The sequence below is a fragment of the Pseudohalioglobus lutimaris genome (assembly GCF_002866825.1).
In the GTDB taxonomy this organism is placed as follows: domain Bacteria; phylum Pseudomonadota; class Gammaproteobacteria; order Pseudomonadales; family Halieaceae; genus Halioglobus; species Halioglobus lutimaris.
This window is the reverse complement of the sequence record NZ_PKUS01000028.1, coordinates 45,297-70,377: the sequence shown is the minus strand read 5'-3', so window position 1 is coordinate 70,377 and position 25,081 is coordinate 45,297. Positions and strand designations below refer to the sequence as shown.

At 57.7% G+C, this 25,081-nt stretch carries 22 protein-coding genes; 11 read left to right on the top strand and 11 right to left on the bottom strand.

Annotation, left to right across the window (positions count from 1 at the left end):
* Window positions 1–89: 89 nt before the first annotated feature.
* Together rpmA and rplU are read right to left on the bottom strand one after the other, a co-directional pair.
* On the bottom strand, window positions 90–347 hold the full coding sequence (rpmA, locus tag C0039_RS16810) for a 50S ribosomal protein L27 (protein ID WP_075998787.1): 258 nt from the start codon (window positions 345–347) through the stop codon (window positions 90–92).
* 15 nt (window positions 348–362) lie between these two features.
* On the bottom strand, window positions 363–674 hold the full coding sequence (gene rplU / locus C0039_RS16805) for a 50S ribosomal protein L21 (protein WP_075998788.1): 312 nt from the start codon (window positions 672–674) through the stop codon (window positions 363–365).
* Between the two features lie 291 nt (window positions 675–965).
* On the opposite strand from rplU, the gene C0039_RS16800 reads away from it, so the two are divergent.
* Together C0039_RS16800 and pgi are read left to right on the top strand one after the other, a co-directional pair.
* Window positions 966–1,928 carry a polyprenyl synthetase family protein gene (locus C0039_RS16800; protein WP_101518736.1) on the top strand — a complete coding sequence of 321 codons (963 nt, stop codon included), beginning with the start codon at window positions 966–968 and terminating at the stop codon, window positions 1,926–1,928.
* 142 nt (window positions 1,929–2,070) lie between these two features.
* A complete protein-coding gene (gene pgi / locus C0039_RS16795; protein ID WP_101518735.1) occupies window positions 2,071–3,705 on the top strand; it encodes a glucose-6-phosphate isomerase in 1,635 nt (544 codons plus the stop codon).
* A 115-nt stretch (window positions 3,706–3,820) separates the two neighbouring features.
* On the opposite strand, the gene C0039_RS16790 is transcribed toward pgi, so the two are convergent.
* Genes C0039_RS16790 through C0039_RS16780 form a run of 3 tightly spaced genes read right to left on the bottom strand, consistent with a single transcriptional unit; the run spans window position 3,821 to window position 7,453 of the window.
* Window positions 3,821–5,167, bottom strand: a complete 1,347-nt coding sequence (locus C0039_RS16790) for a phosphohexomutase domain-containing protein (RefSeq protein ID WP_075998790.1) — start codon at window positions 5,165–5,167, stop codon at window positions 3,821–3,823.
* Between the two features lie 13 nt (window positions 5,168–5,180).
* Window positions 5,181–6,008 carry a UTP--glucose-1-phosphate uridylyltransferase GalU gene (gene galU / locus C0039_RS16785; protein ID WP_075998791.1) on the bottom strand — a complete coding sequence of 276 codons (828 nt, stop codon included), beginning with the start codon at window positions 6,006–6,008 and terminating at the stop codon, window positions 5,181–5,183.
* 35 nt (window positions 6,009–6,043) lie between these two features.
* The gene (locus C0039_RS16780; protein WP_075998792.1) at window positions 6,044–7,453 is read right to left on the bottom strand and encodes a mannose-1-phosphate guanylyltransferase/mannose-6-phosphate isomerase; all 1,410 of its coding nucleotides are present in this window, start codon (window positions 7,451–7,453) and stop codon (window positions 6,044–6,046) included.
* A gap of 216 nt (window positions 7,454–7,669) precedes the next feature.
* Here C0039_RS16780 and fabA point away from each other — a divergent pair, with 216 nt between their 5' ends.
* Together fabA and fabB are read left to right on the top strand one after the other, a co-directional pair.
* The gene (gene fabA, locus C0039_RS16775) at window positions 7,670–8,185 is read left to right on the top strand and encodes a 3-hydroxyacyl-[acyl-carrier-protein] dehydratase FabA (RefSeq protein WP_075998793.1); all 516 of its coding nucleotides are present in this window, start codon (window positions 7,670–7,672) and stop codon (window positions 8,183–8,185) included.
* 4 nt (window positions 8,186–8,189) lie between these two features.
* Window positions 8,190–9,416, top strand: a complete 1,227-nt coding sequence (fabB, locus tag C0039_RS16770) for a beta-ketoacyl-ACP synthase I (protein WP_075998794.1) — start codon at window positions 8,190–8,192, stop codon at window positions 9,414–9,416.
* Between the two features lie 99 nt (window positions 9,417–9,515).
* On the opposite strand, the gene C0039_RS16765 is transcribed toward fabB, so the two are convergent.
* The 5 genes from C0039_RS16765 to C0039_RS16745 all read right to left on the bottom strand — a co-directional run bounded on the left by C0039_RS16765 (window position 9,516) and on the right by C0039_RS16745 (window position 14,136).
* Entirely contained in the window at window positions 9,516–10,721 is a 1,206-nt protein-coding gene (locus C0039_RS16765) for a molybdopterin molybdotransferase MoeA (RefSeq protein WP_101518734.1), read from the bottom strand.
* Window positions 10,721–11,251 (bottom strand): molybdenum cofactor biosynthesis protein B, encoded by a 531-nt coding sequence (moaB, locus tag C0039_RS16760; protein ID WP_101518733.1) that lies wholly within the window; start codon window positions 11,249–11,251, stop codon window positions 10,721–10,723. The genes C0039_RS16765 and moaB overlap by 1 nt, the downstream gene beginning before the upstream one ends.
* A 9-nt stretch (window positions 11,252–11,260) precedes the next feature.
* Window positions 11,261–12,124: an SDR family oxidoreductase gene (locus C0039_RS16755; RefSeq protein ID WP_075998797.1), complete on the bottom strand. Its 864-nt coding sequence runs from the start codon at window positions 12,122–12,124 to the stop codon at window positions 11,261–11,263.
* A gap of 142 nt (window positions 12,125–12,266) precedes the next feature.
* Complete coding sequence (ssb, locus tag C0039_RS16750) at window positions 12,267–12,776, bottom strand: single-stranded DNA-binding protein (RefSeq protein ID WP_101518732.1); 510 nt, start codon at window positions 12,774–12,776, stop codon at window positions 12,267–12,269.
* A 154-nt stretch (window positions 12,777–12,930) separates the two neighbouring features.
* On the bottom strand, window positions 12,931–14,136 hold the full coding sequence (locus tag C0039_RS16745) for an MFS transporter (protein WP_232334866.1): 1,206 nt from the start codon (window positions 14,134–14,136) through the stop codon (window positions 12,931–12,933).
* 255 nt (window positions 14,137–14,391) lie between these two features.
* Between C0039_RS16745 and uvrA the strand changes: the two genes are divergently transcribed.
* A complete protein-coding gene (gene uvrA / locus C0039_RS16740) occupies window positions 14,392–17,235 on the top strand; it encodes an excinuclease ABC subunit UvrA (protein WP_101518731.1) in 2,844 nt (947 codons plus the stop codon).
* A 40-nt stretch (window positions 17,236–17,275) separates the two neighbouring features.
* Here the strand turns inward: uvrA and C0039_RS16735 are convergent, their stop codons facing one another.
* On the bottom strand, window positions 17,276–17,512 hold the full coding sequence (locus C0039_RS16735) for a DUF6316 family protein (RefSeq protein WP_075998801.1): 237 nt from the start codon (window positions 17,510–17,512) through the stop codon (window positions 17,276–17,278).
* Between the two features lie 365 nt (window positions 17,513–17,877).
* Here C0039_RS16735 and C0039_RS16730 point away from each other — a divergent pair, with 365 nt between their 5' ends.
* The 6 genes from C0039_RS16730 to C0039_RS16705 are packed head-to-tail and all read left to right on the top strand — an operon-like array spanning window position 17,878 to window position 25,067.
* Window positions 17,878–18,468: a GspH/FimT family pseudopilin gene (locus C0039_RS16730; protein ID WP_101518730.1), complete on the top strand. Its 591-nt coding sequence runs from the start codon at window positions 17,878–17,880 to the stop codon at window positions 18,466–18,468.
* Window positions 18,455–19,096, top strand: coding sequence for a type IV pilus modification protein PilV (gene pilV / locus C0039_RS16725; RefSeq protein ID WP_165787170.1), 642 nt, complete (start codon window positions 18,455–18,457; stop codon window positions 19,094–19,096). Before C0039_RS16730 ends, pilV begins: the two co-directional genes overlap by 14 nt.
* Entirely contained in the window at window positions 19,093–20,118 is a 1,026-nt protein-coding gene (locus C0039_RS16720; protein WP_101518728.1) for a PilW family protein, read from the top strand. The genes pilV and C0039_RS16720 overlap by 4 nt, the downstream gene beginning before the upstream one ends.
* Window positions 20,118–20,621, top strand: a complete 504-nt coding sequence (locus C0039_RS16715; protein WP_101518727.1) for a pilus assembly PilX family protein — start codon at window positions 20,118–20,120, stop codon at window positions 20,619–20,621. The genes C0039_RS16720 and C0039_RS16715 overlap by 1 nt, the downstream gene beginning before the upstream one ends.
* Complete coding sequence (locus tag C0039_RS16710; RefSeq protein WP_133126039.1) at window positions 20,614–24,597, top strand: pilus assembly protein; 3,984 nt, start codon at window positions 20,614–20,616, stop codon at window positions 24,595–24,597. Before C0039_RS16715 ends, C0039_RS16710 begins: the two co-directional genes overlap by 8 nt.
* A complete protein-coding gene (locus tag C0039_RS16705) occupies window positions 24,597–25,067 on the top strand; it encodes a type IV pilin protein (RefSeq protein ID WP_198171766.1) in 471 nt (156 codons plus the stop codon). The genes C0039_RS16710 and C0039_RS16705 overlap by 1 nt, the downstream gene beginning before the upstream one ends.
* The last annotated feature ends 14 nt before the right edge of the window (window positions 25,068–25,081 follow it).

Below are 25,081 nucleotides of genomic sequence, written 5' to 3'. Positions count from 1 at the left end.
TCAACTAAGCAACCCCGCTAATCTGCGAAGAGCCTAAAAAAAGCCCCGTCAATTGACGAGGCTTTTGGGTCCTTCTTGGTACAGTGCGATCAGGCGCTCACGACCTGAACGAACTTGCGGCTCTTGGGGCCTCTGGTTACGAATTCCACCTTACCGTTGGTCAGTGCGAACAGCGTGTGATCCTTGCCAATGCCAACATTGTCACCGGCGTGGAACTTGGTGCCACGCTGGCGGACAAGGATATTGCCCGCGAGAACTTCCTGGCCGCCGAAGCGCTTGACGCCAAGGCGTTTTGCTTCTGAATCGCGACCGTTACGAGTACTACCACCAGCTTTCTTATGCGCCATCTTTCAAACCCTCCTTTACGCCGAGATACCGGTAATTTTCACTTCGGTGAACCACTGGCGATGGCCAGTCTCCTTCCGGTAGTGCTTACGGCGATTGAACTTAACAATCTTCACTTTCTTGTGGCGCCCGTGGGCGACGATTTCAGCCGTTACCTTTGAGCCGTCCACTACGGGCTTACCGATTTTGACGCTTTCGCCAGCGCCGACCATCAACACCCTGTCAAATTCAATGGTTTCGCCGGTAGCGGCCTCGATTTTTTCCAGCTTGAGGGTCTCGCCCTCAGCGACTCGGTGCTGCTTGCCACCGGCTTCTATTACTGCGTACATGTCTCACTCCGTTCAGTTAGCCTGCTCGCGTTCAATAAAATCCCTTTAGAATCAAGGGGGCAGAGCACGGCACCAACAGTTCAAATAATTTTTCCTGTCACCGGCTACGAACGTAGCGGCGGTCAGAGGGCGGCGATTTTACTCAAATACCCACTCTGCGGCAAGCCCTTATTTTTCCAAAAAACAATAACTTGCGCGCCCTACGTGACTGAGCAGTGCATTGCACCCTCCGCTTGACAGGCTGGCGGAACGAGCCATAGCATGCGCGAGCACTTTTTGGTTACTTTTCCTATGCAAGATATACGATCCGCCGTCGCCGCCGAGTTTCAACAGGTCAACGAGCTCATCATCGACCAACTCCACTCGGATGTGGATATGGTAGAGAACATTGGTCATTACATCGTCGATGCAGGCGGGAAAAGGCTGCGCCCATTGCTGGTGCTGTTGACTGCCGCCTCACTGGACAGCTGTCACGCCCAGGCAATCAAGTTTGCCGCCGTGATTGAGTTCATCCATACCGCCACCCTGCTGCATGACGACGTAGTGGACATTTCCAGCCTGCGCCGTGGTCGACCCACTGCCAACGCAGAGTTTGGTAACGCCCCCTCCGTACTGGTCGGTGACTTCCTGTATACACGCGCCTTCCAACTGATGGTGCAGCTGGGCGACATGGATATCCTCCGTCATATGGCAGATACCACCAATACCATCGCCGAGGGCGAGGTGCTGCAACTGGTCCGCGCAGGCGACGCAAAAACCACCCAGGCGCAGTACCTGGACGTCATTACCCGTAAAACAGCCATTCTTTTCGCCGCCGGATGCTACGGTGCCGCAACCCTGTGCGGGGTAGACGAAAGGACGCGCCAGAACATGCATGATTTCGGTCTAAACCTCGGCATTGCCTTCCAGATGATTGACGATGTTCTTGATTACGAGGGCGACCCTGCCGCAATGGGCAAAAACGTCGGGGATGACCTTAACGAGGGCAAGCCCACGCTACCCCTCATTTATACCCTGCAAAACGGCAATAAAGAGGAACAGGCGCTCATTACCCGCGCGATCACTGAAAAGACGGCTGACGACATCGCAGACGTGCTCGCTGCCGTGCAGCGCTGCGGCGCACTGGATTACACGCGCCAGCGCGCGCAGCATTACCATGACCAGGCCATGGTGGTACTTGAAGGGCTCCCTGCCGGGCCGGCCAGAGACGCCCTGGCGCAAATCACGGCGTTGTCTATCCACCGCGACCACTAGCCCCGGCTGCAGCGGGTTTGCGTGAGCCCGGTGCTCTACCTATACTCGATTTTTGCGCTGCTATCCCAGCGCGTCGCAGGGGGCAACCATCGACGCCGCTTGTCGAATCAACTCACCACAGTGACTCACAAGGAACTCGGCGATGCCCACTTCTCCAGTTTTGACCGCATTTCCCGCCTACACACGGCTGAATACCCTCGCCGCTTCCCTGCGTGATGCCTCTGTGGAGCGCATGCTCAACACCGACGCCAGCAGGACCGGGGAGTTTTCTACAAGCGCGGCGGGACTGCACCTCGACTACAGCAAGCAATTGCTCGATCGCGAAGCCCTGCAGGCACTGCTGCAACTGGCGGCAGAGGCCGAGCTGCCCGCAGCCGTTACCCGGCTGATCAGCGGCGAAGAAGTCAACAATACGGAGCAACGTCCGGCACTGCATACCCTGTTGCGCGCAAACGCAGGGCCCGGTCTGGAAGACAAACTGGGGGAAGTAAAGGCGGCCCGCGCCAGCATGCGCGCGTGGGCCGACAGGCTCAATAGTGGCGAACACCGCGGCTTCTCCGGCGCGGTCATCACCGATGTGGTCAATATTGGTATCGGAGGCTCCGACCTCGGGCCTCGTCTGGTCACCGATGCGCTGCGCCCCTTCCATGGCGACGTGGCCTGCCACTATGTTGCCAACGTGGACCCGGCTGACATGCAAGATACGCTTCTGGACCTCAACCCGGAAACGACACTGTTCATTATCTGCTCCAAATCTTTTCGCACTGAAGAAACGCTCACCAATAGTCTGCTGGCCCGCGAGTGGATGCGCACTGCCGGCGCTGCGGATACCGACCTGGACAAGCACTTCCTGGCCATTACCAGCAACCTGAAAGCAGCTGATGACTTCGGCATTTCTGCAGACAATTGCCTGCCCATGTGGGACTGGGTAGGCGGACGCTACTCCGTCTGGTCAGCGATCGGACTGTCCTGCGCTATAGCCGTGGGCTGGGAGCAATTCCAGGCCTTCCTGGACGGTGCGGCAGCTATGGATCAGCACTTCGCACAAGCCCCGATTGCGCAGAACATGCCGATGATACTCAGCCTGCTTGAGGTCTGGCATGTGAATTTTCTCGGCATCGACAATCATGTGGTGCTGCCCTACGACAACAGCCTGCAACGGCTGCCAGACTTCTTGCAACAATTGACCATGGAAAGCAATGGCAAGCGCGTAGGCCAGGATGGCCGATCGCTGGCTTACTCCACGGGTCCCGTCCTCTGGGGCTCGGCTGGCACCATGGGCCAGCACTCATTTCACCAACTGCTACACCAGGGTACGCAGCTGTGCCCGGCAGACTTCATTATCCCGCTGACAACCTACACCGGCATGAAAGAGCAACACCGCCGCCTGGTGGCCAACGGCCTGGCACAGAGCCGCACAATGATGGTGGGGCGCAGCGAGAATGATGCCCGCATATCGTTACTGGCACGCGGCATGGACGAGGCCCGCGCGAGTGAACTCGCACCGCATCTGGTCATGCCTGGCAACCGCCCAAATTCAGTAATCACGCTGCAAGCGCTAACGCCAGCAGCACTGGGGGCGTTACTGGCCCTCTATGAGCATCGCACTTACTGCAGTGGTGTACTGTGGGGTATCAATTCGTTCGACCAGTGGGGCGTAGAACTGGGTAAGGAGATTGGTGGCCAGATTCTTGGCGTGATGTCGGGTGACGCAACTGAGACTGTGATGGACCCAGCGACCGAGAGCCTTATTGCCCGGTGGCGGGCCGCGCAGTGAGCGCCGCCCTTGCCTATTACCGACAACGCTGAAGAGTCTGGCGAGCCCGATAGAATAACGAGATTCAGGAGCGGCAGACCGCTGGCCCCGAGCACAGCAAAATCAAAAAGTCAGCTCAGCCTTCAATCAACGCCAGCAGCTCAGCCGTCTTGGCCTCCATCAAGTCCTTGTCACCTCTGGACTCCACGTTAAGGCGCACTACCGGTTCAGTATTTGACATGCGCAGGTTAAAGCGCCACTGACCGCAGTCAACGCTGACACCGTCGGTGTGGTCTACCTCACCCTGGTCTGCATAGGTCGCTTCCGCCTTCGCCAGCACAGCGGCGGCATCGTCAACACTGCGATTGATCTCACCGGAGCAGGGATAGGCGGCCATACGCTCGGACACCATGGTGGATAGCGGTTTGCCAGTGGATGATATCAGCCCGGCCACCAACAACCAGGGGATCATACCGCTGTCGCAGTAGGCGAAATCACGGAAGTAGTGGTGCGCACTCATCTCACCGCCGTAGGCAGCATTTTCGCTGCGCATGCGCTCTTTAATGAAGGCATGGCCACATTTGGTCAGCACAGGTTCGCCGCCGGCAGCTTTCACCTGTTCAATCGTGTTCCAGGTCAGGCGAGGGTCGTGAACAATCTTTGCTCCAGGCTCACGCTGCAAAAAAGCTTCGCCCAGCAGGCCAACCAGGTAGTAGCCCTCAATAAACTCACCGGACTCGTCAAAGAAGAAGCAACGGTCAAAGTCACCATCCCAGGCGATACCGATATCTGCATTATGCTGCCGCACTGCCTCAATACTGGCAGCCCGGTTCTCCGGCAAAAGCGGATTGGGCACGCCATTGGGGAAGTTGCCGTCCGGTTCGTGATGCAGTTTTATAAACTCGAACGGGAGGTGAGGTTCCAGTAAATCAACCACCCGACCGGCGCCACCATTACCGGCATCCACCACCACCTTCAATGGCTTCAGCGTGCTGACATCTACGTAGGAGAGGAGGTGCTCCACATAGGCCGCGTCGGTATCCAGACTGTGCAACTGCCCCTTGACCGCAGCCGGCTGGAATACGTTTTTTTCCGCCAGGGCTCGAATTTCCTGCAGACCGGTGTCGGCGGAAATCGGGCGCGAGTCCTCACGTACGAATTTCATCCCGTTATAGTCTTTGGGATTGTGACTCGCGGTTACGGCAATACCGCCACCCATGGCAGCGTGGGAGGTGGCGAAGTATATCTCTTCGGTACCGCTAAGCCCGATATCATAGACATCCACCCCCTGCTCCATCAGCCCCTCACTCACGGCCGCCTTGATCGCTTCACTGGAGAGGCGAATATCGTGCCCAACGACCACTTTTTCAGGCTTGATGATTTCAGCGTAGGCCCGCCCGATCCTTCGGGCGATATCTTCGTTGAGCTGGTCTGGAACCCGGCCGCGGACATCGTAAGCCTTGAAACATGTGATTTCGTTCACCGCGCAGTTCCCCTTAGTTGGTGTAATAGTTTTCGTAGACGTGATTGGTTGCCTCCACGAAACCGGGCACACTGCCGCAATCGAAGCGCCGACCCTTGAATTTGTATGCCATAACGCAGCCGCGGCGCGCCTGTGTCTGCAGGGCGTCAGTCAGCTGGATCTCACCATTTGCTCCGGGCGCGGTTTGTTCAAGAATCTCGAATATATCTGGAGTGAGAATGTAACGACCAATGATGGCAAGGTTGGATGGCGCATCTTTCTGGTCCGGCTTCTCTACCATGTCATCCACCCGGTAGATGCCCTCTTTGAGACTCTCACCTGAGATCACACCATATTTGTGGACCTCCTCCATGGGCACTTCCTGAATCGCCACGATAGAGCAGCGGAACTGATTATAGAGTTCGGCCATCTGCGCCAGGACGCCGACGCCCTCACTGTTGAGACAAAGATCATCAGAAAGCAGAACCCCGAAAGGCTCATTCCCCACCAATGAGCGTCCGGTGAGAATGGCATGCCCCAGGCCCTTCATTTCCCGCTGGCGCACCATAGTAAAGATACCCTGGTCCAGGACACCACGAATACTGGCCAGGTAGGCCTCTTTGCCGGTCCCTGATATCTGGTGTTCCAATTCGTAACTGATATCGAAATGATCGGCGATGGAGCGTTTGCCGCGGCCGGTAACAAACGCACAGGTGGTCATACCTGCCTCAATCGCCTCTTCAACACCGTATTGAACCAACGGCTTATTGACGATCGGCAGCATCTCCTTGGGCATACTCTTGGTTGCCGGGAGAAAACGCGTTCCATAGCCTGCTACCGGGAATAAACACTTTTTGATCATTTACCTACCTCTGAATGCGGGTGAGAGCGCGCGTTTCAACTCTCGCGCCCATATTGGTCATCAAAACGCACGATATCGTCCTCTCCCAGATAAGTACCGGACTGTACTTCAATCAGTTCCAGGGGGATTCGACCGGGGTTTGCCAGACGGTGCCGGTTGCCGAGCGGGATATAGGTGGACTCATCTTCTCCCAGCATGAAAACCTTGTCGTCACAGGTCACTTCCGCTGTGCCCTGAACCACAATCCAGTGCTCCGCACGATGATGGTGCATCTGCAGCGAGAGCTTCTGTCCAGGACTGACGATAATCCGCTTTACCTGAAAGCGGTCGGACGTTACCAGTGACTCATAAGAACCCCAGGGGCGATAGACGCGTCGGTGAAGAGACACCTCCGGGCGATCCTGCACTTTCAACTCATTGACAATGCGCTTGACGTCCTGAACTCTCGCTTTATCGGCGACCAACACAGCGTCTGCGGTTTCCACAACCACCAGATCCCGCACCCCGGTGGCAGCCACCAATCGCGAATCGCTGTAGAAGTAGCTACCCTCGCAGTTGTCCAGCAATACGTCGCCGCGACATGCGTTGCCGCTGCTATCGCGAGACGCAACATCCCATAGTGCTGACCAGGCCCCCACGTCACTCCAGCCACAATCCAGTGAAACGACACCACCATTGCTGGTATTTTCCATTACCGCATAGTCGATACTGTCTGCCGGACACGCGGCAAAACTCTCCGCATCCGGGCGCACAAAATCCATGTCACGACTAGCACTTTCCATCGCCTGTTCACAGGCGGCGAGGATGCCGGGCGCATGCTTGCCAAGCTCGGCGATAAAAGCAGACGCACCAAGCAGAAACATGCCGCTATTCCATAGATAGTTACCGGTCTCCAGATAGGCTGAGGCGGTAGCAGCGTCCGGCTTCTCGACGAAACGCTCCAGAGCGAAGAGATCCTCTCCCAGGCTGGCGCCGCAATTGATATAGCCATAGCCTGTCTCAGGACTGGTCGGCACCACGCCAAAGGTCATCAACCTGCCCTGCTGCGCCAGGGGCATGGCCTTTCCGACAGCCTCCACAAAGGCGGTTACATCCTGAATCACGTGATCGGCCGGCAGCACCAGAAGCAAAGCATCCGGGTCCTCATTAACTGCGTGTAATGCAGCCAGAGCCACGGCAGGCGCAGTATTGCGCCCCACGGGCTCAAGTATCAGGGCGCTGGCGGCGATCTCCACCTGCCGCAGCTGCTCAGCCACCATGAACCGATGCTCCTCATTGCACACTACTACTGGAGCAGCCTCATCCAGGCCGGTGGTTCGCTGTAGCGTTTCCTGCAGCATGGACAGCTCTCCAGCCAGTGGCTGGAATTGCTTGGGATGTGCCTCTCGAGACACGGGCCAGAGTCGACTGCCGACGCCGCCGGAAAGAAGTACAGGTACTAACATCTGGATCCTTGTTTTTTTGGTGGGGCTCTTGAGCGTAACCGCGCGTACACCAGCCCCCTGGGCACCACACGATCAATTTATCTTAACGGAGAGCCCCTGGATTGACTAGTGACCCCGGTCACACTACATGGATTCAACTGGACTTGTCGGGCACAGGTATTAGAATGGGCACGCTCATTGCCGCCTTACAATATAAGCAGACGTTACGAGAAATATATGACAGGAAAAAATGCCTACTCCAAGGACGAATTGATCGCCTGCGGTCACGGTGAACTCTTCGGGGAAGGGAACGCGCGTCTGCCCATTGGCAATATGCTGATGCTGGACCGCATAACTCATATCAGCTCTGAGGGCGGCACCCACGGCAAGGGCGAAATCATTGCCGAACTGGATATCCATCCCGATCTCTGGTTTTTCGAGTGTCACTTCCCGTCTGACCCGGTCATGCCGGGATGCCTGGGCCTCGATGCCATGTGGCAGCTACTGGGCTTTTTTCTGGGCTGGCGCGGTAATCCAGGTCGCGGGCGGGCACTGGGATCAGGTGATGTAAAGTTCACTGGGCAAATTCTGCCAACAGCGAGCAAAGTGGTCTATAACATCAACCTGAAGCGCATTATCGAACGCAAGCTGGTGATGGGCATAGCTGATGGCAGCGTTTCGGTAGATGGCAGAGAAATCTACACGGCAAATGACCTGCGGGTCGGCCTGTTCCAGTCAACGGAGTCCTTCTGAAACGATGAGTAGACGAATAGCAGTAACAGGCATGGGGATCGTCTCCTGCCTGGGCAATGATACAGAAAGCGTGACCCGCTCCCTTTTCGAGGGAAAGTCCGGGATCAGCATCCGTCAGGAACAGATCGACATGGGCATGCGCTCCCATATCGCCGGCGCACCTGACATTGACATGCGCTCGATGATTGATCGCAAGCAGCTGCGATTTATGGGTGACGCAGCAGCTTATGCCTACATTTCCATGCAACAGGCGATCGCCGACGCCGGCCTGGATGAAGGTGACGTGTCCAATGTACGCACCGGCATTATCGCCGGTTCCGGCGGGGCATCCTCCGCCAGTCAGACTGAAGCCGCCGATATACTGCGCGACCGCGGACTTCGCCGCGTTGGTCCGTATCGCGTGACCCAGACCATGGGGAGCACCGTTTCCGCCTGTCTGGCGACGCCATTCAAGATTAAGGGCGTGAACTATTCAATCTCTTCCGCCTGCTCCACCAGTGCACATTGCATCGGCAATGCCATGGAGCAAATTCAGTTAAACAAGCAGGATATTGTATTTGCCGGGGGCGGCGAGGAATTGCACTGGACGTTATCCAGCCTGTTCGACGCCATGGGTGCCCTTTCTACAAAATACAACGACACACCTGAGCGCGCGTCTCGCGCCTACGATGCGGACCGCGACGGCTTCGTCATTGCCGGCGGCGGCGGAATGCTGGTACTCGAGGAACTGGAGCATGCCAAAGCCCGCGGTGCCAGGATTTACGCGGAGCTGGTGGGTTATGGGGCGACATCAGACGGCTACGACATGGTCGCGCCCTCAGGTGAAGGTGCCGTGCGCTGCATGCAACAAGCCCTTGCTACCGTGGACGGCCCCGTGGACTACATCAACGCCCACGGCACATCTACGCCAGCCGGCGATATCCAGGAACTGAAGGCGGTGAAAGCAGCCTATGCCGACGTGGGACAGATTCCCGTGGTAGGCTCTACCAAGTCTCTCTCCGGACATTCCCTTGGAGCGGCCGGCGTGCAGGAGGCAATTTACTCGCTGCTGATGCAACAGAATAGCTTTATTGCCGCCTCGGCCAATATCGACAACCTCGATCCAGAGGCGGCAGGCCTACCCATTGCTATCGAACGTCAGGAGAACGTTGATCTACAGCGGGTCATGTCCAATAGTTTTGGGTTTGGCGGCACCAACGCGTCGTTGGTATTTCAGAAGTACACCGGCTGACGCAGCACTGGCAAGAGCCGCGTTACCGGTGCGCCTTTCAAGCAGCACCCGGGCGCCGTAATATCCTGGCCTGTAAGGCGCAGAAGCTCACCGGGCGTCTCAGCCCGTCAGTAAATCGAGTAGCAGCACCTCGACGTCATCGCCCTCACTAATGACCCTGCCAGGAGGCACGATTGCCAGGGCATTGCTGTAACTGACCGAACTCAGCACCCCCGAGCTCTGGTTCGCGAAGCGCCTCGCGGTCAAACCGAGTTCACTCTGCTCCAGCGACACCCGGATATGGTCCTGCCGCGGCCCCGCTCGCCCCGTTGAGAACCCGGATTTTGCCAGCAGCACTGGCGTAGAGACCTCGGCCACGCCCTGCATTTTCAACAGAAAGGGACGGGCCACCAGGACAAAGGTCACAAAGACCGATGTAGGGTTACCCGGCAGGCCAATGAAAGGCGTTCCAGCAATGCGGCCGAATGCCAGGGGTTTACCCGGTTTGACCGCCAGTTTCCAGAGATCGAGTTGCCCCAGGCGCTCCACCTGCCTCTTCACGTGGTCCTCTTCACCAACCGAGACTCCGCCAGAGGTGATCACGCAATCCGCTACTGCAGCCGCCTCCTGCAGTGCTTCCGCTGTGGCCTGCGCGTCATCGCGGATAATGCCGCAATCTACCCACTCCATCCCCAGTGCGCCAACTAATCCGGCCAGAGTATAACGGTTGGAATTGTACAACTGTCCCGCTTGCAAGGGCCCTTGCCCGGGCTCAACCAGCTCATCACCGGTTGAGAGCACTGCCACGCGCAGTGGCCTGTACACAGTGACGCAATCAACACCTACGGAAGCCAGCAAGCCCATATCCTGCGGCCTTAGCCTGCGGCCGGCACGCAACGCTATCTCACCGGCCTTGATGTCCTGGCCGCGAAGACGAATATTCTGCCCGGGATCTACACCACCGTTTACAGTCAACAAGCCATCGGCTTCCTCGCAGTTTTCCTGCATGACCACGGCGTCCGCCCCAAGCGGTGTCGCGGCACCGGTAAATATTCTGGCCGCCGTACCGGGCTTCAACGGATTACCAACCTGCCCGGCTGGAATACGTTGACTGACCGGCAGCGGCCCCGGCAAGTCGGCGGCGCGCAGCGCGTATCCGTCCATGGCGCTGTTGTCGTCCGGGGGCACATCCACGGTGGCAACTACGTCTTCGGCCAGCACCGCGCCAAGCGCATCAAGCAGGGGTCGCGTTGCCGTACCGGGGGGCGACTTGACGCTACCGAGCATTTGCGCCAGAGCATCCTCCAGCCGTGTGAGGCCCGACATCAGCCTTGCTCACCCCGTACCTTAAGCACGCCGACAAAATTACACGGCCCGTGCGTACTGTCCAGCTGCTCACGAATCAGGCCCGTCCAGGCAGTGCGACAGGCGCCCGTAGAGCCGGGCATGCAGAAGATGACCGTATTGTTGGCAAAACCGGCGAGCGCCCGGGACTGGATGGTCGATGAGCCAATTTCCGCGAGCGATAGGGCACGAAAGACTTCACCAAAACCCTCTACGTTCTTGTCGAACAGCGGTCGCACTGCTTCAGGCGTGGAGTCACGGCCAGAAAAGCCAGTCCCACCCGTCACCAGCACGGCATCGATGCCGTTGTCGGCGATCCATCGCGAGATCACCATCCGGATCTGGTAGATATCGTCAACAACAATCGCCCTGTCTGCCAACCGGTGTCCAGCGGACTGCAGTGCATCCACCAGGTATTGTCCAGACGTATCCGCCGCTTCATCACGGGTATCAGATACGGTTAATACGGCCACAGCAAGGGGCTGGACGACGTTATCTTTGGCTTTGGCCATTGGGATTCCTCAATTTTTTTGCTGGAAATAAAGTTTGACCTGGTCAGCGATGGCACTGCGCCAGGGTTGCTGCTTGATCGCGAAGTTATTGCGTATCTTGCTGCACTCCAGCGAGCGGTTGAGGCTGTGCGCATCCGGAGACCGTGGCTGGAGTTCCACAGCCTCTGATCCAAACTCCGAAAACTGCGATGCCGAAGCGAGGACCGCCTCCGCAAACTCGTAATAAGTGGCTGCCTCTGAACTGCAGTAATGATAGATGCCCCACAATTCGGCTCCCGCGCTGATTTGATCCAGCAAGGCTGAAATCACCCGGGCCCCATCTGTTGATGCCACCGGGCAGCCGCGCAAGTTATTGTCCAGAGTCAGGTTTTCGCCGCGGACCATATCACCCAACATGTGGGTGATAAGATTCGCGCCATCACTGGCAAACACCCTGCCCATGCGCAAAATCAGGCGGCGTTCGCAGTATTGCTGTACCAGTTCCTCTGCAGCAGCAAGCATGGTGCCTACCGCTCCAGTGCTATCCGGGGCATCCGCCTCATTGTAAAGGCGGTCCAGTTCGCCCGAGAAGACCCTGGAACTTGAAACTAACAAATGGCAGGCCCCGTCCCGCTGGGATGCTTTGGCCACCCACTGGCAACGTTTGACATCCAGCTCGACCATTTCTTCGCCGCTGTCCGCTATGGCCTGCATTCGCAGGTCCACCACAACCATCGCGGACGCCCGGCGCACCATCTTCTTGGCCTGCCGCTCGCTTTTCCAGCGCGCAGCCGACCGACTGAGACAAACCAGTTCGTGGCGGCCCAGGTCTTCGATATATTCTGTCAGGGCTCGCCCGAGCGGGCTGTCCGAACCGATGATGAGTACGCGCACGCGGCACTGTCCGCCGTTGTCAGGAAAAGGATGAAGGTATCATATTTACTGCGCACCGGGCCCTGGCCCCGTCGGTAAAATATACCCTCGCTTACCGTGTGATCTATAAGGATATTCTTTGCAGTTTATTCCAGGGTAACCGTCAGAAGGGAATATCGTCATCAAAATCGTTAAAGTCTGCCGCGGGCGCGCTTTGCGCGGGCGCCCCCTTCCCGGGTGCTGGTGCTGAGGCCGGCGCGGAGGCCGGGGCCTGATTAAAACTATCCCCACCGGCGTAGCCACTGCCTCCCTGGCCACCGCTGCGACTGTCCAGCATTTGCATCTCGTTGGCTACGATTTCCGTGGAGTAACGATCCTGCCCCGACTGGTCCTGCCACTTACGCGTTTGCAGGGACCCCTCGACAAAAACCTTCGAGCCTTTCTTCAGGTACTCCCCTGCGATCTGGCCCAGACGATAGTTCCCGCGGTCCTTGAACACCACACGGTGCCACTCGGTGCGCTCTTTCTGCTCCCCGGTCTGCTTGTCCCGCCAGGTTTCGGAGGTGGCAATGCTGGCATTGGTTATAGCGCCGCCATCGGGGAAAAAGCGGGTTTCCGGGTCGTTACCCAGGTTGCCGATCAGGATGACCTTGTTGACGCCACGTGAAGCCATAAAAATACCTCTTTGCAGATTGAAACGCTTGTTCTGGTAGAGTCGCGACTATAGCAATCCCGTCCCGCAATTGCGACAGCACTGGCGGGTGAATACCATCCAATCCACTCAATTTCAGTAGACAGCATCGACTCCACCAGCGCGGGCGAGCCACCTATTCCGAAGTGGCGGCAGCCCCCGTGGATACGGCATTACCCGGGAGAAAGAGCAGCAACCAGACCGCGGCAAGACCGATACTGAATATCACCATGGCCATCGGTCCGACGGACTTCACCAGCCACCCACCGACGGCACCACCGGCGAAAGCCCCGAGGAACTGACAGGTTGCATAAATCCCCAGGGCTGTACCCTTGCCGCCGGAGAATACCATCTTTGACACCAGCGACGGCAAGGTGGCTTCCAGATAGTTAAAACCGACGAAAAACAGCCAGATACCCACATAGACTGCCGGAGCCAGATCAAACGCAACCATCACTCCCATTGCCACCATCAACAGGACAATGGCCAGCAGGAACATTTCCCGCAGACGACTCTTGCGCTCGGCCAATATCATCATCGGCACCATACCTGCGATAGAGAGCACCAGCGCGGGCAGATAGACCACCCAGTGCCTGTCCCGGTCAATTCCCGCCACATCCAGGAGCAGACCGGGCACAAGCAGAAACAACGCCATGAGAATAAAGTGCAGGGAAAATACCGCAAAGTTGAGCCGCATCAGGCCTGCGTCGCGCAGGCTGCGGATGAACAGGCCCTGCCTGGCCCCCACGTCGGTATGCACCGCAGTTTTGACTGGTGTCGGCACGACAAACGCCACGATACTCATTCCAGCCACCGCCAGCAAAGACGTAAACCAGAATACAGCAGCGAGACCACCGGCTGCGGCAACAATCGGCCCCAGCACCAGCGCTACCGCGAAAGACATTCCGATGCTCATACCCACCATGGCCATGGCTTTGGTGCGCTGCTCTTCCCGGGTCAGGTCGGCAACCAGAGCCATAATGGTGCTGGCAATAGCACCCATACCCTGCAGCGCCCGCCCGGCGACAATCCCATAGATGCTATCTGCCATCGCCGCCACGATGCTGCCCAGCGCAAAAACCACCAGGCCACCAATAATGACAGGCTTGCGACCGACCCGGTCGGACAGCCAGCCAAGAGGGATTTGCAGAACCGCCTGGCTCAGCCCGTAGACACCCAGCGCGAGCCCTATAGTCAACGGGTCTGCACCGGGCAAGTCTATGGCATAGAGAGCCAACAGCGGCAGCACCATGAACAAACCCAGCATGCGGAAGCTGTAAAGCAGAGCGAGGGAGCTGACTGTGCGCCGCTCCAGCGGCGTCATTGGATGTTCTGTGATCACAAATAAGGGTCCCGAAATTCGCGCGCAATGATAGCAGCTTAAAGGCGTCGGATACATGCAATCCCGAAGCGGCCTGCCGCGTAAAAGCGGATAGATCGCGAAGCCTCGCCTGGTCCGGTCACGAACCGGGCTGTATGCGCCCGGAGCTCACCTCTCACGCGGCCATGCGAGGCCAGAAGTCCGTTTATCTTTGCATGGCGTAACACTGAGGGCATATACTTTCCTGTTTCGGCAAATTTGCGGTAATCAATGTCAATGGACACCATCCAAGTTCGCGGGGCTCGCACCCACAACCTGAAAAACATCGATCTGGACATTCCCCGCGACAAACTGGTGGTCATCACCGGCTTGTCGGGTTCGGGTAAGTCTTCGTTGGCTTTCGATACACTTTATGCCGAGGGCCAGCGTCGCTACGTGGAGTCCCTCTCTACCTATGCCCGCCAGTTCCTGTCGATGATGGAAAAGCCGGATATGGACCACATCGAGGGCCTGTCACCGGCGATTTCGATTGAACAGAAGTCCACGTCGCACAACCCCCGCTCCACCGTGGGCACCATCACCGAGATTTATGACTACTTACGCTTGTTGTTTGCACGGGTCGGCGACCCGCGCTGCCCAGACCACGGGCTGAACCTGCAGGCGCAAACGGTTAGCCAGATGGTGGACTCTGTTCTGGCGCTGCCACAGGGCAGTAAACTGATGCTCCTCGCGCCAGTCGTTCGCGATCGCAAGGGTGAACACCTGCACGTATTTGAGGAGCTTCGCGCGGCAGGCTTTGTGCGCGCACGCATCAACGGCATTGTCACCGACCTCGACGACCTTCCCAAACTTGAAAAAAACAAGAAACACCGCATTGAAGTGGTGGTGGACAGGTTCAAGGTCAGAGATGACCTGGGCCTGCGACTTGCAGAGTCATTTGAGACCGCGCTGGGACTCACCGACGGTCTCGCCTCAGTCAGCTACATGGAGGGCGACGGCGACGACCTCGCCTTCTCGGCACGCTTTGCCTGCCCTGAGTGCGGCCACAGCATTGATGAGCTCGAGCCACGTTTGTTCTCCTTCAATAATCCTGCAGGCGCCTGTAGCGGTTGCGATGGCCTGGGGGTAAAACAGTATTTCGACTCTGAACGGATTGTACTGGACCCGGAGGCGAGTCTGGCAGAGGGCGCAATCCGAGGCTGGGACAGGCGCAACGTATACTACTTCCATATGCTCAGCTCCCTGGCGGAGCACTACGATTTCGACATCGACACACCTTTTGACCAGCTTGGCAGTAAGTTTCAGAAGATAATTCTGCATGGCAGCGGCAAGCAGGAGATCGCTTTTTCCTACATCAATGACCGTGGCGACGTATTCAAGCGTACCCACGCATTTGAGGGCATCATTCCCAACATGGAGCGACGCTACCGGGATACCGATTCACAGTCGGTGCGTGAGGATCTGGCCAAGTTTCTCGCCACACAGCCCTGCCCCGACTGCGGTGGCACTCGCCTGCGCCGCGATGCGCGCCATGTGTTCGTTGACGAACGCACCCTTCCGCAGATCACGGACATGTCTGTGGGTGATGCCGAAGACTATTTCAACAACTTGATGCTGGCCGGCCGCAAGGGTGAGATTGCCGACAAAATACTGAAGGAGCTGCGCGCCCGGTATCGTTTCCTGGTCGACGTGGGGTTGAACTATCTCACGCTCAACCGCAGCGCCGAAACGCTGTCCGGCGGTGAGGCCCAGCGTATCCGCCTGGCCTCGCAGATAGGCGCGGGACTGGTAGGCGTGATGTACATACTGGACGAACCCTCCATCGGCTTGCACCAGCGCGACAACGAGCGCCTGCTGAAGACACTCACGCATCTGCGAGATCTGGGCAACACTGTACTGGTTGTTGAACACGATGAGGATGCCATCCGCAGCGCCGACCATATTATCGACATCGGCCCCGGCGCCGGGGTACACGGCGGTGAGGTCGTGGCCCAGGGCAACATAAAGTCCATTATCAGCAACAAGCAGTCACTGACCGGTGATTACCTGTCCGGCAGACGCAGAATCGAAATACCGACCCGTCGTACACCCATGAACGCGAAAAAGCAGTTGGTACTGGCTGGCGCCTGCGGCAACAATCTGCAGGATGTTACCGTGGAAATACCAGTGGGGCTGCTTACCTGCATCACCGGGGTATCCGGCTCGGGGAAATCTACGCTGATCAACAGCACGCTATACCCCATTGCCGCTACCGAACTGAACGGGGCAACCACGCTGACCCCCGCCGCCCACCGGAGCATCACCGGCATGGAGCATATCGACAAATGCATTGATATCGACCAGAGCCCTATAGGCCGTACACCGCGCTCCAACCCGGCCACTTACACAGGCATTTTTACGCCGGTTCGAGATCTGTTTGCAGGCACCCAGGAAGCGCGCTCGCGCGGATACAAACCCGGCCGTTTCAGTTTCAACGTCAAGGGTGGTCGCTGCGAGGCCTGCCAGGGAGATGGCGTGACCAAAGTAGAGATGCACTTCCTGCCGGATATCTACGTGCCCTGCGACGTGTGCAAAGGTAAGCGCTACAACCGTGAAACGCTGGAGATCCGCTACAAGGGCAAGAGCATCCACGAGGTACTGGAGATGACAGTTGAAGATGCCCTGGAGTTCTTTGAACCCGTCCCCACTATAGCCAGAAAATTACAGACGCTGATGGATGTAGGTCTTTCATATGTGCGTCTGGGCCAGGCCGCAACCACCCTGTCCGGCGGCGAAGCCCAGCGGGTAAAATTATCCAGGGAGCTTTCCAAGCGCGATACGGGTAAAACGCTTTATATTCTCGATGAACCAACTACCGGCCTGCACTTTGAAGACATCAAGCAATTACTGGAAGTGCTGCACAGGCTGCGTGACCATGGCAATACCGTGGTGATTATTGAGCATAACCTGGACGTGATAAAGACAGCTGACTGGGTAGTGGATCTCGGCCCCGAAGGCGGGTCGGGCGGTGGTCAGATTATCGCACAGGGGACACCAGAACATGTGGCAAAAACCAAAGCGTCCTTCACCGGCAAATTCCTTGGCCCCATGTTGGCAAAGAAACGTAAGCGCGCAGCCTGAGAGGCGCCCGCTAACGCCGGCGCGCTCGGGGCAGATTAGGTCAGTCCAGCGGTAGCAGGTCCCAGTCGGCCTCGCCCTGCTGAATGACTCCCAGCATGCCTGAGTTCATGGCCATAACATAGGCCTCCATGCGCTCGCGCGCGGAAAACCTGTCGCCAAAGGGCCCTTCCAACGTTCCCTCGCGGGTATGAAAGTACCATTTACCTTCATGCTGGAAGAAGCGATCAGCGCGAAACCAGGTACGCTCTTGATGATCACTTTGACGCTTTGCGCTCATATATCTGCTACCACCTCAACTGTATTTCCTCTATGGCGACGTGCCACAGGCTTCGAAGGTAATACTAGTCGCATTCTTTTTGAAGCTTAAATCCCTGTTACCCAAAGTGCGCACTGGTTCACACAATGCCGCACCACTGCCGCGTGCCGATGCTGCCTGAATGCCCAATGACAGTCACAAACCAGCCTAATGGCAAACGCGTGGGAGCTGACAAATGCCGATTTTCAATGTGAAGTTGTTCTCACTTCCCGCGCGGCAGATACCGTTTATCCCCCAGTGCATCCATTCATCGGAAGGCCTATTGCTTGCAGCGTACCGATACCTAGACTGGGAGTGGTGAGTAAATCAGCACGAGAGTCATTTTTTTGAAAAACCAGATCACAGCAACCACAAAGGACCAGCAACGGGGCTTTACCCTGGTGGAACTCATGGTAGTCATTGTCGTGCTAAGCGCCATTCTGGTTCTCGCGGCACCTGGCTATCAGGCACTGATTCTAAACAACCGATCACTATCCGAAGTTTATGCTTTGCGAGCGACACTGAGTAACGCACGCTCCGAGGCAATGGCCAGGCGCGCCCGGGTAGTAGTCTGCCCGACATCTGACGGGGTGACCTGCAATGCAGCACTGCCAAACTGGCTACCCGGGTATATGAGTTTCGTCGATACTGACAGAGACACTGTGCCCGACCCCAATGACCCGGACGAAGAGATCATCCAATACGAAGCACGCGGCGTAGAGGCGATCCTGAGCTTTGACAACGCCAACAATCTCGTTCGCTTCACACCCAGGGGCGACGCCCTGAACTCCCAGGGCACCTTTACTTTCTGCGACGAACGCGGTGCCGGGAATGCGCGCGCATTGATTTTAAATCCAGTGGGATCTGTGCGTAGTGCCATGGACACTGACGGCGATGACATCGTGAACGATGCCGGAGGCGCAAATGTCGGCTGCTGACATGAAAAGGTACCCATCGCGTCGACAGCAACATGGCGTGACCCTGATCGAGGCATTGATCGCCGGCGTTATCCTGGCTATTGGCATACTGGGCGTGGTCAGCCTGCTGGCCATATCCAAAGTATCGCAGCACGAAACGGTTCAGCGCACCCGGGCCATTTCCCTGGCGGACGATATTCTTGAGCGTATTCGACGAAACCCCGCCGGTGTAGTCACCTACCGAACCGGCGCGACCGGCTTCGAAAACCCGCTGGGCAACGGCTCCATCACTAGTCAGCCCGACCCGAACTGCACGTCTGCCACTTGCACCCCCGTACAGTTGGCGACACACGACCGCTGGGCCTGGGAGCAATTGCTGGACGGTACGTCTGTTACCGTGACCAACGGCGGAACCACCACCAGCACAAACATCATCAGCGGCCTGCGCGGTTGCATCAGCTTCACCGCCGATGCGGGTAAAACCAATACCGGCATTGTCAGTGTAACCCTGCAGTGGCAAGGGCTGCGCGACACGATTGATGCGGTAGGCGCAGGTGGTACCGTTTGTGGCGGCGCGGCGGCGAATACCGACCGGACGCGCAGACAAGTGGTGATGAACAGCTATCTTATCGATGAGACAGAAATATGACTCGCAGCCTTATAACGCCAACAGACACTCACTCCAGCCGGGGCTTTTCCCTGGTGGAGTTTATGGTGGCCATGGTGCTAGGCCTGATCATCATCGGCGGTGCCATTTCTGTATACCTTGCATCAAAGAACTCCCTGACTGAGGTTGAGCAGGTGGCGGCCGTGTCCGAGAATGGTCGTTTCGCCCTGCAGGTCCTTAACTACGCCACCAAGCATGTCGGCTTTTTCGGCGGTGCTGCGCCCGCGGACATCCGTGAGGACGGGGCCCTGGGGGCGGTCACAGGGGACTGCGCAGCCCCTGCAGAAGCCTACAACACAGACGATGCGTTTTTTGCAATGCGCGCAACCAGTGCCAACATTCTGGGCTGCATTGACGACGCTATGCCCAATACCGACGTACTGGTCATCAAAGGCGTGGTACCGAGTCCCCTCTACGATGCCAATCCCGAAGACCCCAATGCGCCCAGGGATGGTGTGATTTCATTTCCCGCGGGCGAGTGGGACAACGAGACAGCTTACGTCATTTCCAACAGCGAGACCGGCATTGTTCTCGATGGTGCTGATACACCGCCAGACGTGCGCGCAGGCAATGAGTTTGCCCTTGGCGTAGCCTGGCCCTATCGCCTGCAGATTTTCTACGTGAGGAACAACCCCACCGGCCCGACACTGAGCCGCAAAGTGCTGGCCTGGAACGGCGCCGCCATGGGCATTGATAACGAGGATCTGGTTCAGGGCGTGGAAAATATGCGCTTTCTGTTCGGCTTCGACAGCGACAACGATGGCGACGTTGACACCATCGACGACCTGGCGGCAGTTCAGACTGCCAATGCATGGGATAGTGTGAGTTCGCTGCAGGCCTTCGTACTGTTACGCAGCCAAAACGTCGACCCCAGTTACACCAATGAAAAAACCTACCGGCTGGGTGATATCTCTGTCACCCCTGCAGACGGCATTCGCAGAGTCCTGCTGCACACTGAAATTACCCTGCGCAATCCCAGACTGGTATTGCGAGGAGGCGCCTGATGAATATGAGGAACCGTTCAACACAGCACCAGCAGGGTGTCGTACTCGTCACCTCACTGCTGTTTCTGCTGGTGGTTACGATTATCAGCATCACGGCTGCCAATAACAGTTCACTGGGTCTGAAGATGTCAGCCAATATGCAGGATGCCTATCAGTCCTTTCAGGTCGCCGAGGCCGGCATTTACGCCACGCTGGGGCTGGCTGGCTCCGCGCAGGACCCCTTCCAGCGCCAGGCCCTGGTTGATGAGCCTTTCGCCGGCATGGGAACCCATCCACTGCGCAACATGGCGGCAGATCCGAACGATGTGCCAATAGACGTGGATGTGTTCCTGATAGCTGTCGCACGCGCGTGTCCACGGCCACTCGCCTCCCGAGGCGGCACCAGTATCGGCTTGCTGGACTGTGATTATTACCGCATCGAGTCCGAGCACGACCTTCCGGGAAAAGCCCGCACAAGGGTTGAGCTGGGCGTGGTCAAAACGGTGATTGGCGGCAATGGCTAAACATACAGAAACAACTCAACGCAAGGCCCAGCATGGGCCGCAAGTTGTGGAGGATAGTTCCATGGTTAACCGGGTTTTCAGTGCATTCACAGGTGCCACAATTGCAGCCTCGCTGCTACTCGCAACGGCTGCTGGCCCTGTATCGGCGGACGATACCGAGATCTACCAGGCGGAATACAATGCCGCTACGGGCTCCAGACCCAAGGTATTGATCGTGTTCGATGACTCGGGCAGTATGCGTGGCGAGATCGACCAGCAGCGTCCTCCCTACGACCCCAATGCAACCTATAACAGCAGTGTGTCTGCCAACCGTATTTACTGGTCAACCGATGGCAGCGTCCCGGGAACCGGCAGCAACAATTATTTTGCTGCAACGCAGAACCGGTGTGCTTCCTCCTACGACAGCCTTGATGACGCTGGCCGCTTCACTCCCGAACGCGCCCGCCGTTGGGTGAACTCGTCTATTCAGCAGGGTCAATGCACCACTGCCTGCCCCACCGGCACCACCTACCGCAACCCCGCAGGGCCCAACAATGCTGGTTGCTACCTGGAGGTTACCACCACGGCACCCGCAGCAAAGCTGGTGCGCGTGCAGAACGATGGTAGCAATAACAGCTGCCCCAACAGCCTCATCTATGTAGACCCTCCCGGGGGCAACAACGACGGCTGCTATGAATGGCAGACCAGCGCCGCCCCGCTTACCGGCTGGATTTACCGCCAGAATGACAGCGGCAATAACTGCCCCAGCGGGCTGAGCCGTCTTATCGTCGACCCCCCTGGCAGCAACAATCGCTACGACGCCTGCTTTGAGGAGGTGACCGACCCGGAACTCGCAGAGACTACCGAATGGCAGTACTCCGGCCCGCAAGTGGAAACCTGCGAAGCAGACACCACGATACCCGGAAGCTGGAGTGGACTTTCCAGCAATGCGCGCACACCTCCACACGTTGAATGCCTTGACGATGTGAACAATACCAATCCGGACAACGGCAGCGGCCAGGCAGATGGCTTCCCGCAAGCTAACGCGACTGACGGCAATGAATACGACACGTCCGTGGACAACAACGTGGACTGGGGAAACACCGCCTATACCTTCTACACTTCGCATTACATGGACTGGTGGCATGACGATTCACTGGTGCAAGCGCGATCCAAAATCGATATCGCGGCGGATGTAATCACCACCATCATTGATACCAACACCAGTATCGATTTCGGCCTGCTGGAGTTCAACCGCAGCCAGGGCGGACGCGTTACCCAGCGTATCATCCAGGACATGACGGCGAACGACCGCACCAACCTGATGAACCTGGTGGATGGCCTTGAACCGGCGGGGGTTACCCCGCTGTGTGAATCCACCTACGAGGCCTATCTCTACCTTGCTGGAGAAAACCCCAAGTACTCAGGCCAGGCCTCATGGAACACCACCAGCAATGGTTGGAGACACGATGAGGCGCCGGTTGACACCGCAGCGATCAGCGGTGGCAGCTATGTCTCCCCGAACAGTGACTGCGCCTACACCTACGTCATCATCATGACTGACGGTCTTCCCAATGATGACACCGATGCAAACGATGAGATCGAAACCCTTACAGGTACCACCTGCGGCAACTACGACAGTGAAGACGGCTTCATCAAGAACTGCATGCCCGACCTCGCCGAGTACATGGCCACCAATGATCTCGACGGCGACACCACCAATGGTGACCAGTTCGGTATTACCTACACGATCGGCTTTGACACCGACCAGCAGCTGCTTCAGGACACAGCTGACAAGGGTAAGGGTGAGTACTACACAGCGGAGAATGCCGCAGAACTGACCGAAGCCTTCCAGGGCGCCCTGGTGAGCATCCTCTCCAGGGACACCACTTTTACCTCTCCGGCAGTAGCGGTTGACACCTTCACCCGTACACAAAGTCGGGATGAAGTGTTCTATGCGATGTTCAAGCCCGGTGAAAGCGTTGACTGGGTAGGCAACATCAAGAAACTGAAGCTGGATATCGACAACGGCACGGCCACACTGGTTGATGCCAACGGCAACGCTGCGGTTGACACCGATACCGGTGACATCAAGTCGACCGCCGTTACCTTCTGGGGGACCGGTCAGGATGGCGGCACCGTTGAAGAAGGCGGGGTAGGCGCTTTACTGGCCGCACGCAATCCCAGTGGGCGATCGCTGTATATCGACACCGGCGTAAATGGCGCTCTGGAAGCCCTCAATACGACCAATATCGATGCCGCGGCCATGGGTGCCGTTAGCAACGCTGCGCTCTACAATATCTTCGGGGCCTCCACATCTGCTGCCTTTACCCAGCAAATCAGATGGGCCCAAGGCTATGATGCCTACAACCGGGAAGGCGACGCCAATACCGACAACACCAACAATCCGCGCAGCTGGATACTGGGCGATATCCTGCACAGCCAGCCGTTGGTGCTTAACTATGGTGCAACAGGCGGCGTCTACACGGTGGCTAATCCGGACCTGCGCATAATCGTCGGCAGCAATTCGGGCTTTGTACACATGTTCAAGAGCCTCGATGGACAGGAGAGCTGGGCGTTCTTCCCCAAGGAGCTGGCCTCTATACTGCCGCTGCGACGCAGGGACGCGGTATCCAGCGACCATGTATACGGAATGGACCTCACGCCCGTAGCCTATACCTATGACGCTAACGCCGATGGCACCATCGTGGCAGCGGATGGTGACAAGGCCTGGGCCTACTTCGGCATGCGCCGGGGCGGCAGCTCCTACTACGCCCTGGACGTCACCAATCCGAATACACCTTCATTCATGTGGCGCATCGGACCAGATGTCAGCGGCTTTGGTGAGCTGGGTCAGTCCTGGTCGGAGCCCAAGGTGACGCGTATCCCGGGCTACGTCGACGGGAATGGTGTATCCAAACCGGTACTGATCTTTGGCGCCGGCTACGACACCAACAAGGATAGCTCGGGAGTAGGCAGTGCAGACAGCCAGGGCCGCGGTGTTTTCATTGTTGATGCGCAAACCGGCGCCCTGATATGGAGCGTTACGCCGGGTGCCAACAGTGCCAACAACATGTCTGAAACCGGGCTGCTGAACTCTGTACCCGGTGATGTCACGGTACTGGACAGTAATGGCGACGAGTTAACCGATCGCATTTACTTCGGCGACACCGGTGGCAACCTGTGGCGTATCGACCTGCCGGGCAACACACTCCCCACCTCGACCCAGGACACCTGGTTTATCAGCAAGCTCGGAGACTTCAATGGCGGAACCGCTCCGACAGACCGTCGTTTCTTCAATGCGCCTGACGTCGTGCGAGTGCGCTTTGACGGTGAGGCGGTAGACGCAGTCGTCATCGGCAGCGGCGATCGCACCAACCCCAATGCGACGGATGTGGACAATAGCCTGTACATGGTTCGGGACAGGGGAACGGTGCCCTACTCCACGGATGTACCGACCACCACGGAATGTTCAGATCCAGATTTCTTCGACTTCCGTTGTGGCCAGCCGTACTCCGATTCGGACCTGTACAACATTACCGACAACGTGCTGACCAATGGCACGGATACGGAGAAAGCTGCAGCCAAAGAGGCTCTGAGATTGGCCAATGGGTGGCGCCTTGATCTGGCAAACGCCGGTGAAAAGAGCCTGGCAAAAACGCTTACTATCAATGGTCGGATTTTTGCCACCACCTTCACCCCGTCCACCCTGCTCAATGACATCAACGTCTGCGAGCCACAGGCGGGAACCGGCCTGCTCTACGTAATCGACCTCTATGAGGGTGACCGCAGTACCATCAACCTCGGCGGTATCATCCCGGATACACCTTCCGTGCACTTCGGTGACGATGGCCAGATCCGTGTACTGCTGCCTCCCGGCACGCCGGCAACCAGCGTCAATCAGCCCGGAGAAGTGGACTGCAGCGGCGGTGTCTGTGACGTCAACGAGTTCCTGCGGGCGCCCTACGGCAACTACTGGTTCCAGGAGGATTACTAGTGAACACGTCCAGACTGAACCGCCCTCCCCTGGCCGGACGCCCGGCAGGGGGCCTGGCCGCAGGCTTCACCCTGATGGAGGTGATGATCGTTGTGGTCATTGTGGGCATTCTGCTGGCAGTCGCCCTGCCCTCCTACAACAGCAGTCTGGAGAAGGGTCGCCGTGCCGATGCCAAGGCAGCACTACTGGATGCGTCCAACCGGCAGGAGCAGTTTATGCTCGACCGCAGTACTTATACGTTAAACATGACTGAGCTTGGCTTTGGTGCGGATCCGATGGTATCGGAGGAAGGTCACTACACAGTAGATGCAGCAGCCTGCGCCGCCGGTACCATTCAGCGTTGTTACGTGCTGACAGCAACACCGGTCGCCGGTGGCGCCCAGGCCAACGACACCCGCTGCACTACTTTAATACTCGATTCGACCGGCGCTAAAACAGCCACCGGTTCTGACCTGAATAATTGCTGGTAAGCAAAAACCGAGAG

Excerpts from the sequence above, each read along its gene's own strand:
- rpmA (WP_075998787.1), bottom strand. The coding sequence starts at position 347 with ATGGCGCATAAGAAAGCTGGTGGTAGTACTCGTAACGGTCGCGATTCA.
- rplU (WP_075998788.1), bottom strand. The coding sequence starts at position 674 with ATGTACGCAGTAATAGAAGCCGGTGGCAAGCAGCACCGAGTCGCTGAG.
- C0039_RS16800 (WP_101518736.1), top strand. The coding sequence starts at position 966 with ATGCAAGATATACGATCCGCCGTCGCCGCCGAGTTTCAACAGGTCAAC.
- pgi (WP_101518735.1), top strand. The coding sequence starts at position 2,071 with ATGCCCACTTCTCCAGTTTTGACCGCATTTCCCGCCTACACACGGCTG.
- galU (WP_075998791.1), bottom strand. The coding sequence starts at position 6,008 with ATGATCAAAAAGTGTTTATTCCCGGTAGCAGGCTATGGAACGCGTTTT.
- C0039_RS16780 (WP_075998792.1), bottom strand. The coding sequence starts at position 7,453 with ATGTTAGTACCTGTACTTCTTTCCGGCGGCGTCGGCAGTCGACTCTGG.
- fabA (WP_075998793.1), top strand. The coding sequence starts at position 7,670 with ATGACAGGAAAAAATGCCTACTCCAAGGACGAATTGATCGCCTGCGGT.
- fabB (WP_075998794.1), top strand. The coding sequence starts at position 8,190 with ATGAGTAGACGAATAGCAGTAACAGGCATGGGGATCGTCTCCTGCCTG.
- C0039_RS16765 (WP_101518734.1), bottom strand. The coding sequence starts at position 10,721 with ATGTCGGGCCTCACACGGCTGGAGGATGCTCTGGCGCAAATGCTCGGT.
- moaB (WP_101518733.1), bottom strand. The coding sequence starts at position 11,251 with ATGGCCAAAGCCAAAGATAACGTCGTCCAGCCCCTTGCTGTGGCCGTA.
- ssb (WP_101518732.1), bottom strand. The coding sequence starts at position 12,776 with ATGGCTTCACGTGGCGTCAACAAGGTCATCCTGATCGGCAACCTGGGT.
- uvrA (WP_101518731.1), top strand. The coding sequence starts at position 14,392 with ATGGACACCATCCAAGTTCGCGGGGCTCGCACCCACAACCTGAAAAAC.
- C0039_RS16735 (WP_075998801.1), bottom strand. The coding sequence starts at position 17,512 with ATGAGCGCAAAGCGTCAAAGTGATCATCAAGAGCGTACCTGGTTTCGC.
- pilV (WP_165787170.1), top strand. The coding sequence starts at position 18,455 with ATGTCGGCTGCTGACATGAAAAGGTACCCATCGCGTCGACAGCAACAT.
- C0039_RS16720 (WP_101518728.1), top strand. The coding sequence starts at position 19,093 with ATGACTCGCAGCCTTATAACGCCAACAGACACTCACTCCAGCCGGGGC.
- C0039_RS16715 (WP_101518727.1), top strand. The coding sequence starts at position 20,118 with ATGAATATGAGGAACCGTTCAACACAGCACCAGCAGGGTGTCGTACTC.
- C0039_RS16710 (WP_133126039.1), top strand. The coding sequence starts at position 20,614 with ATGGCTAAACATACAGAAACAACTCAACGCAAGGCCCAGCATGGGCCG.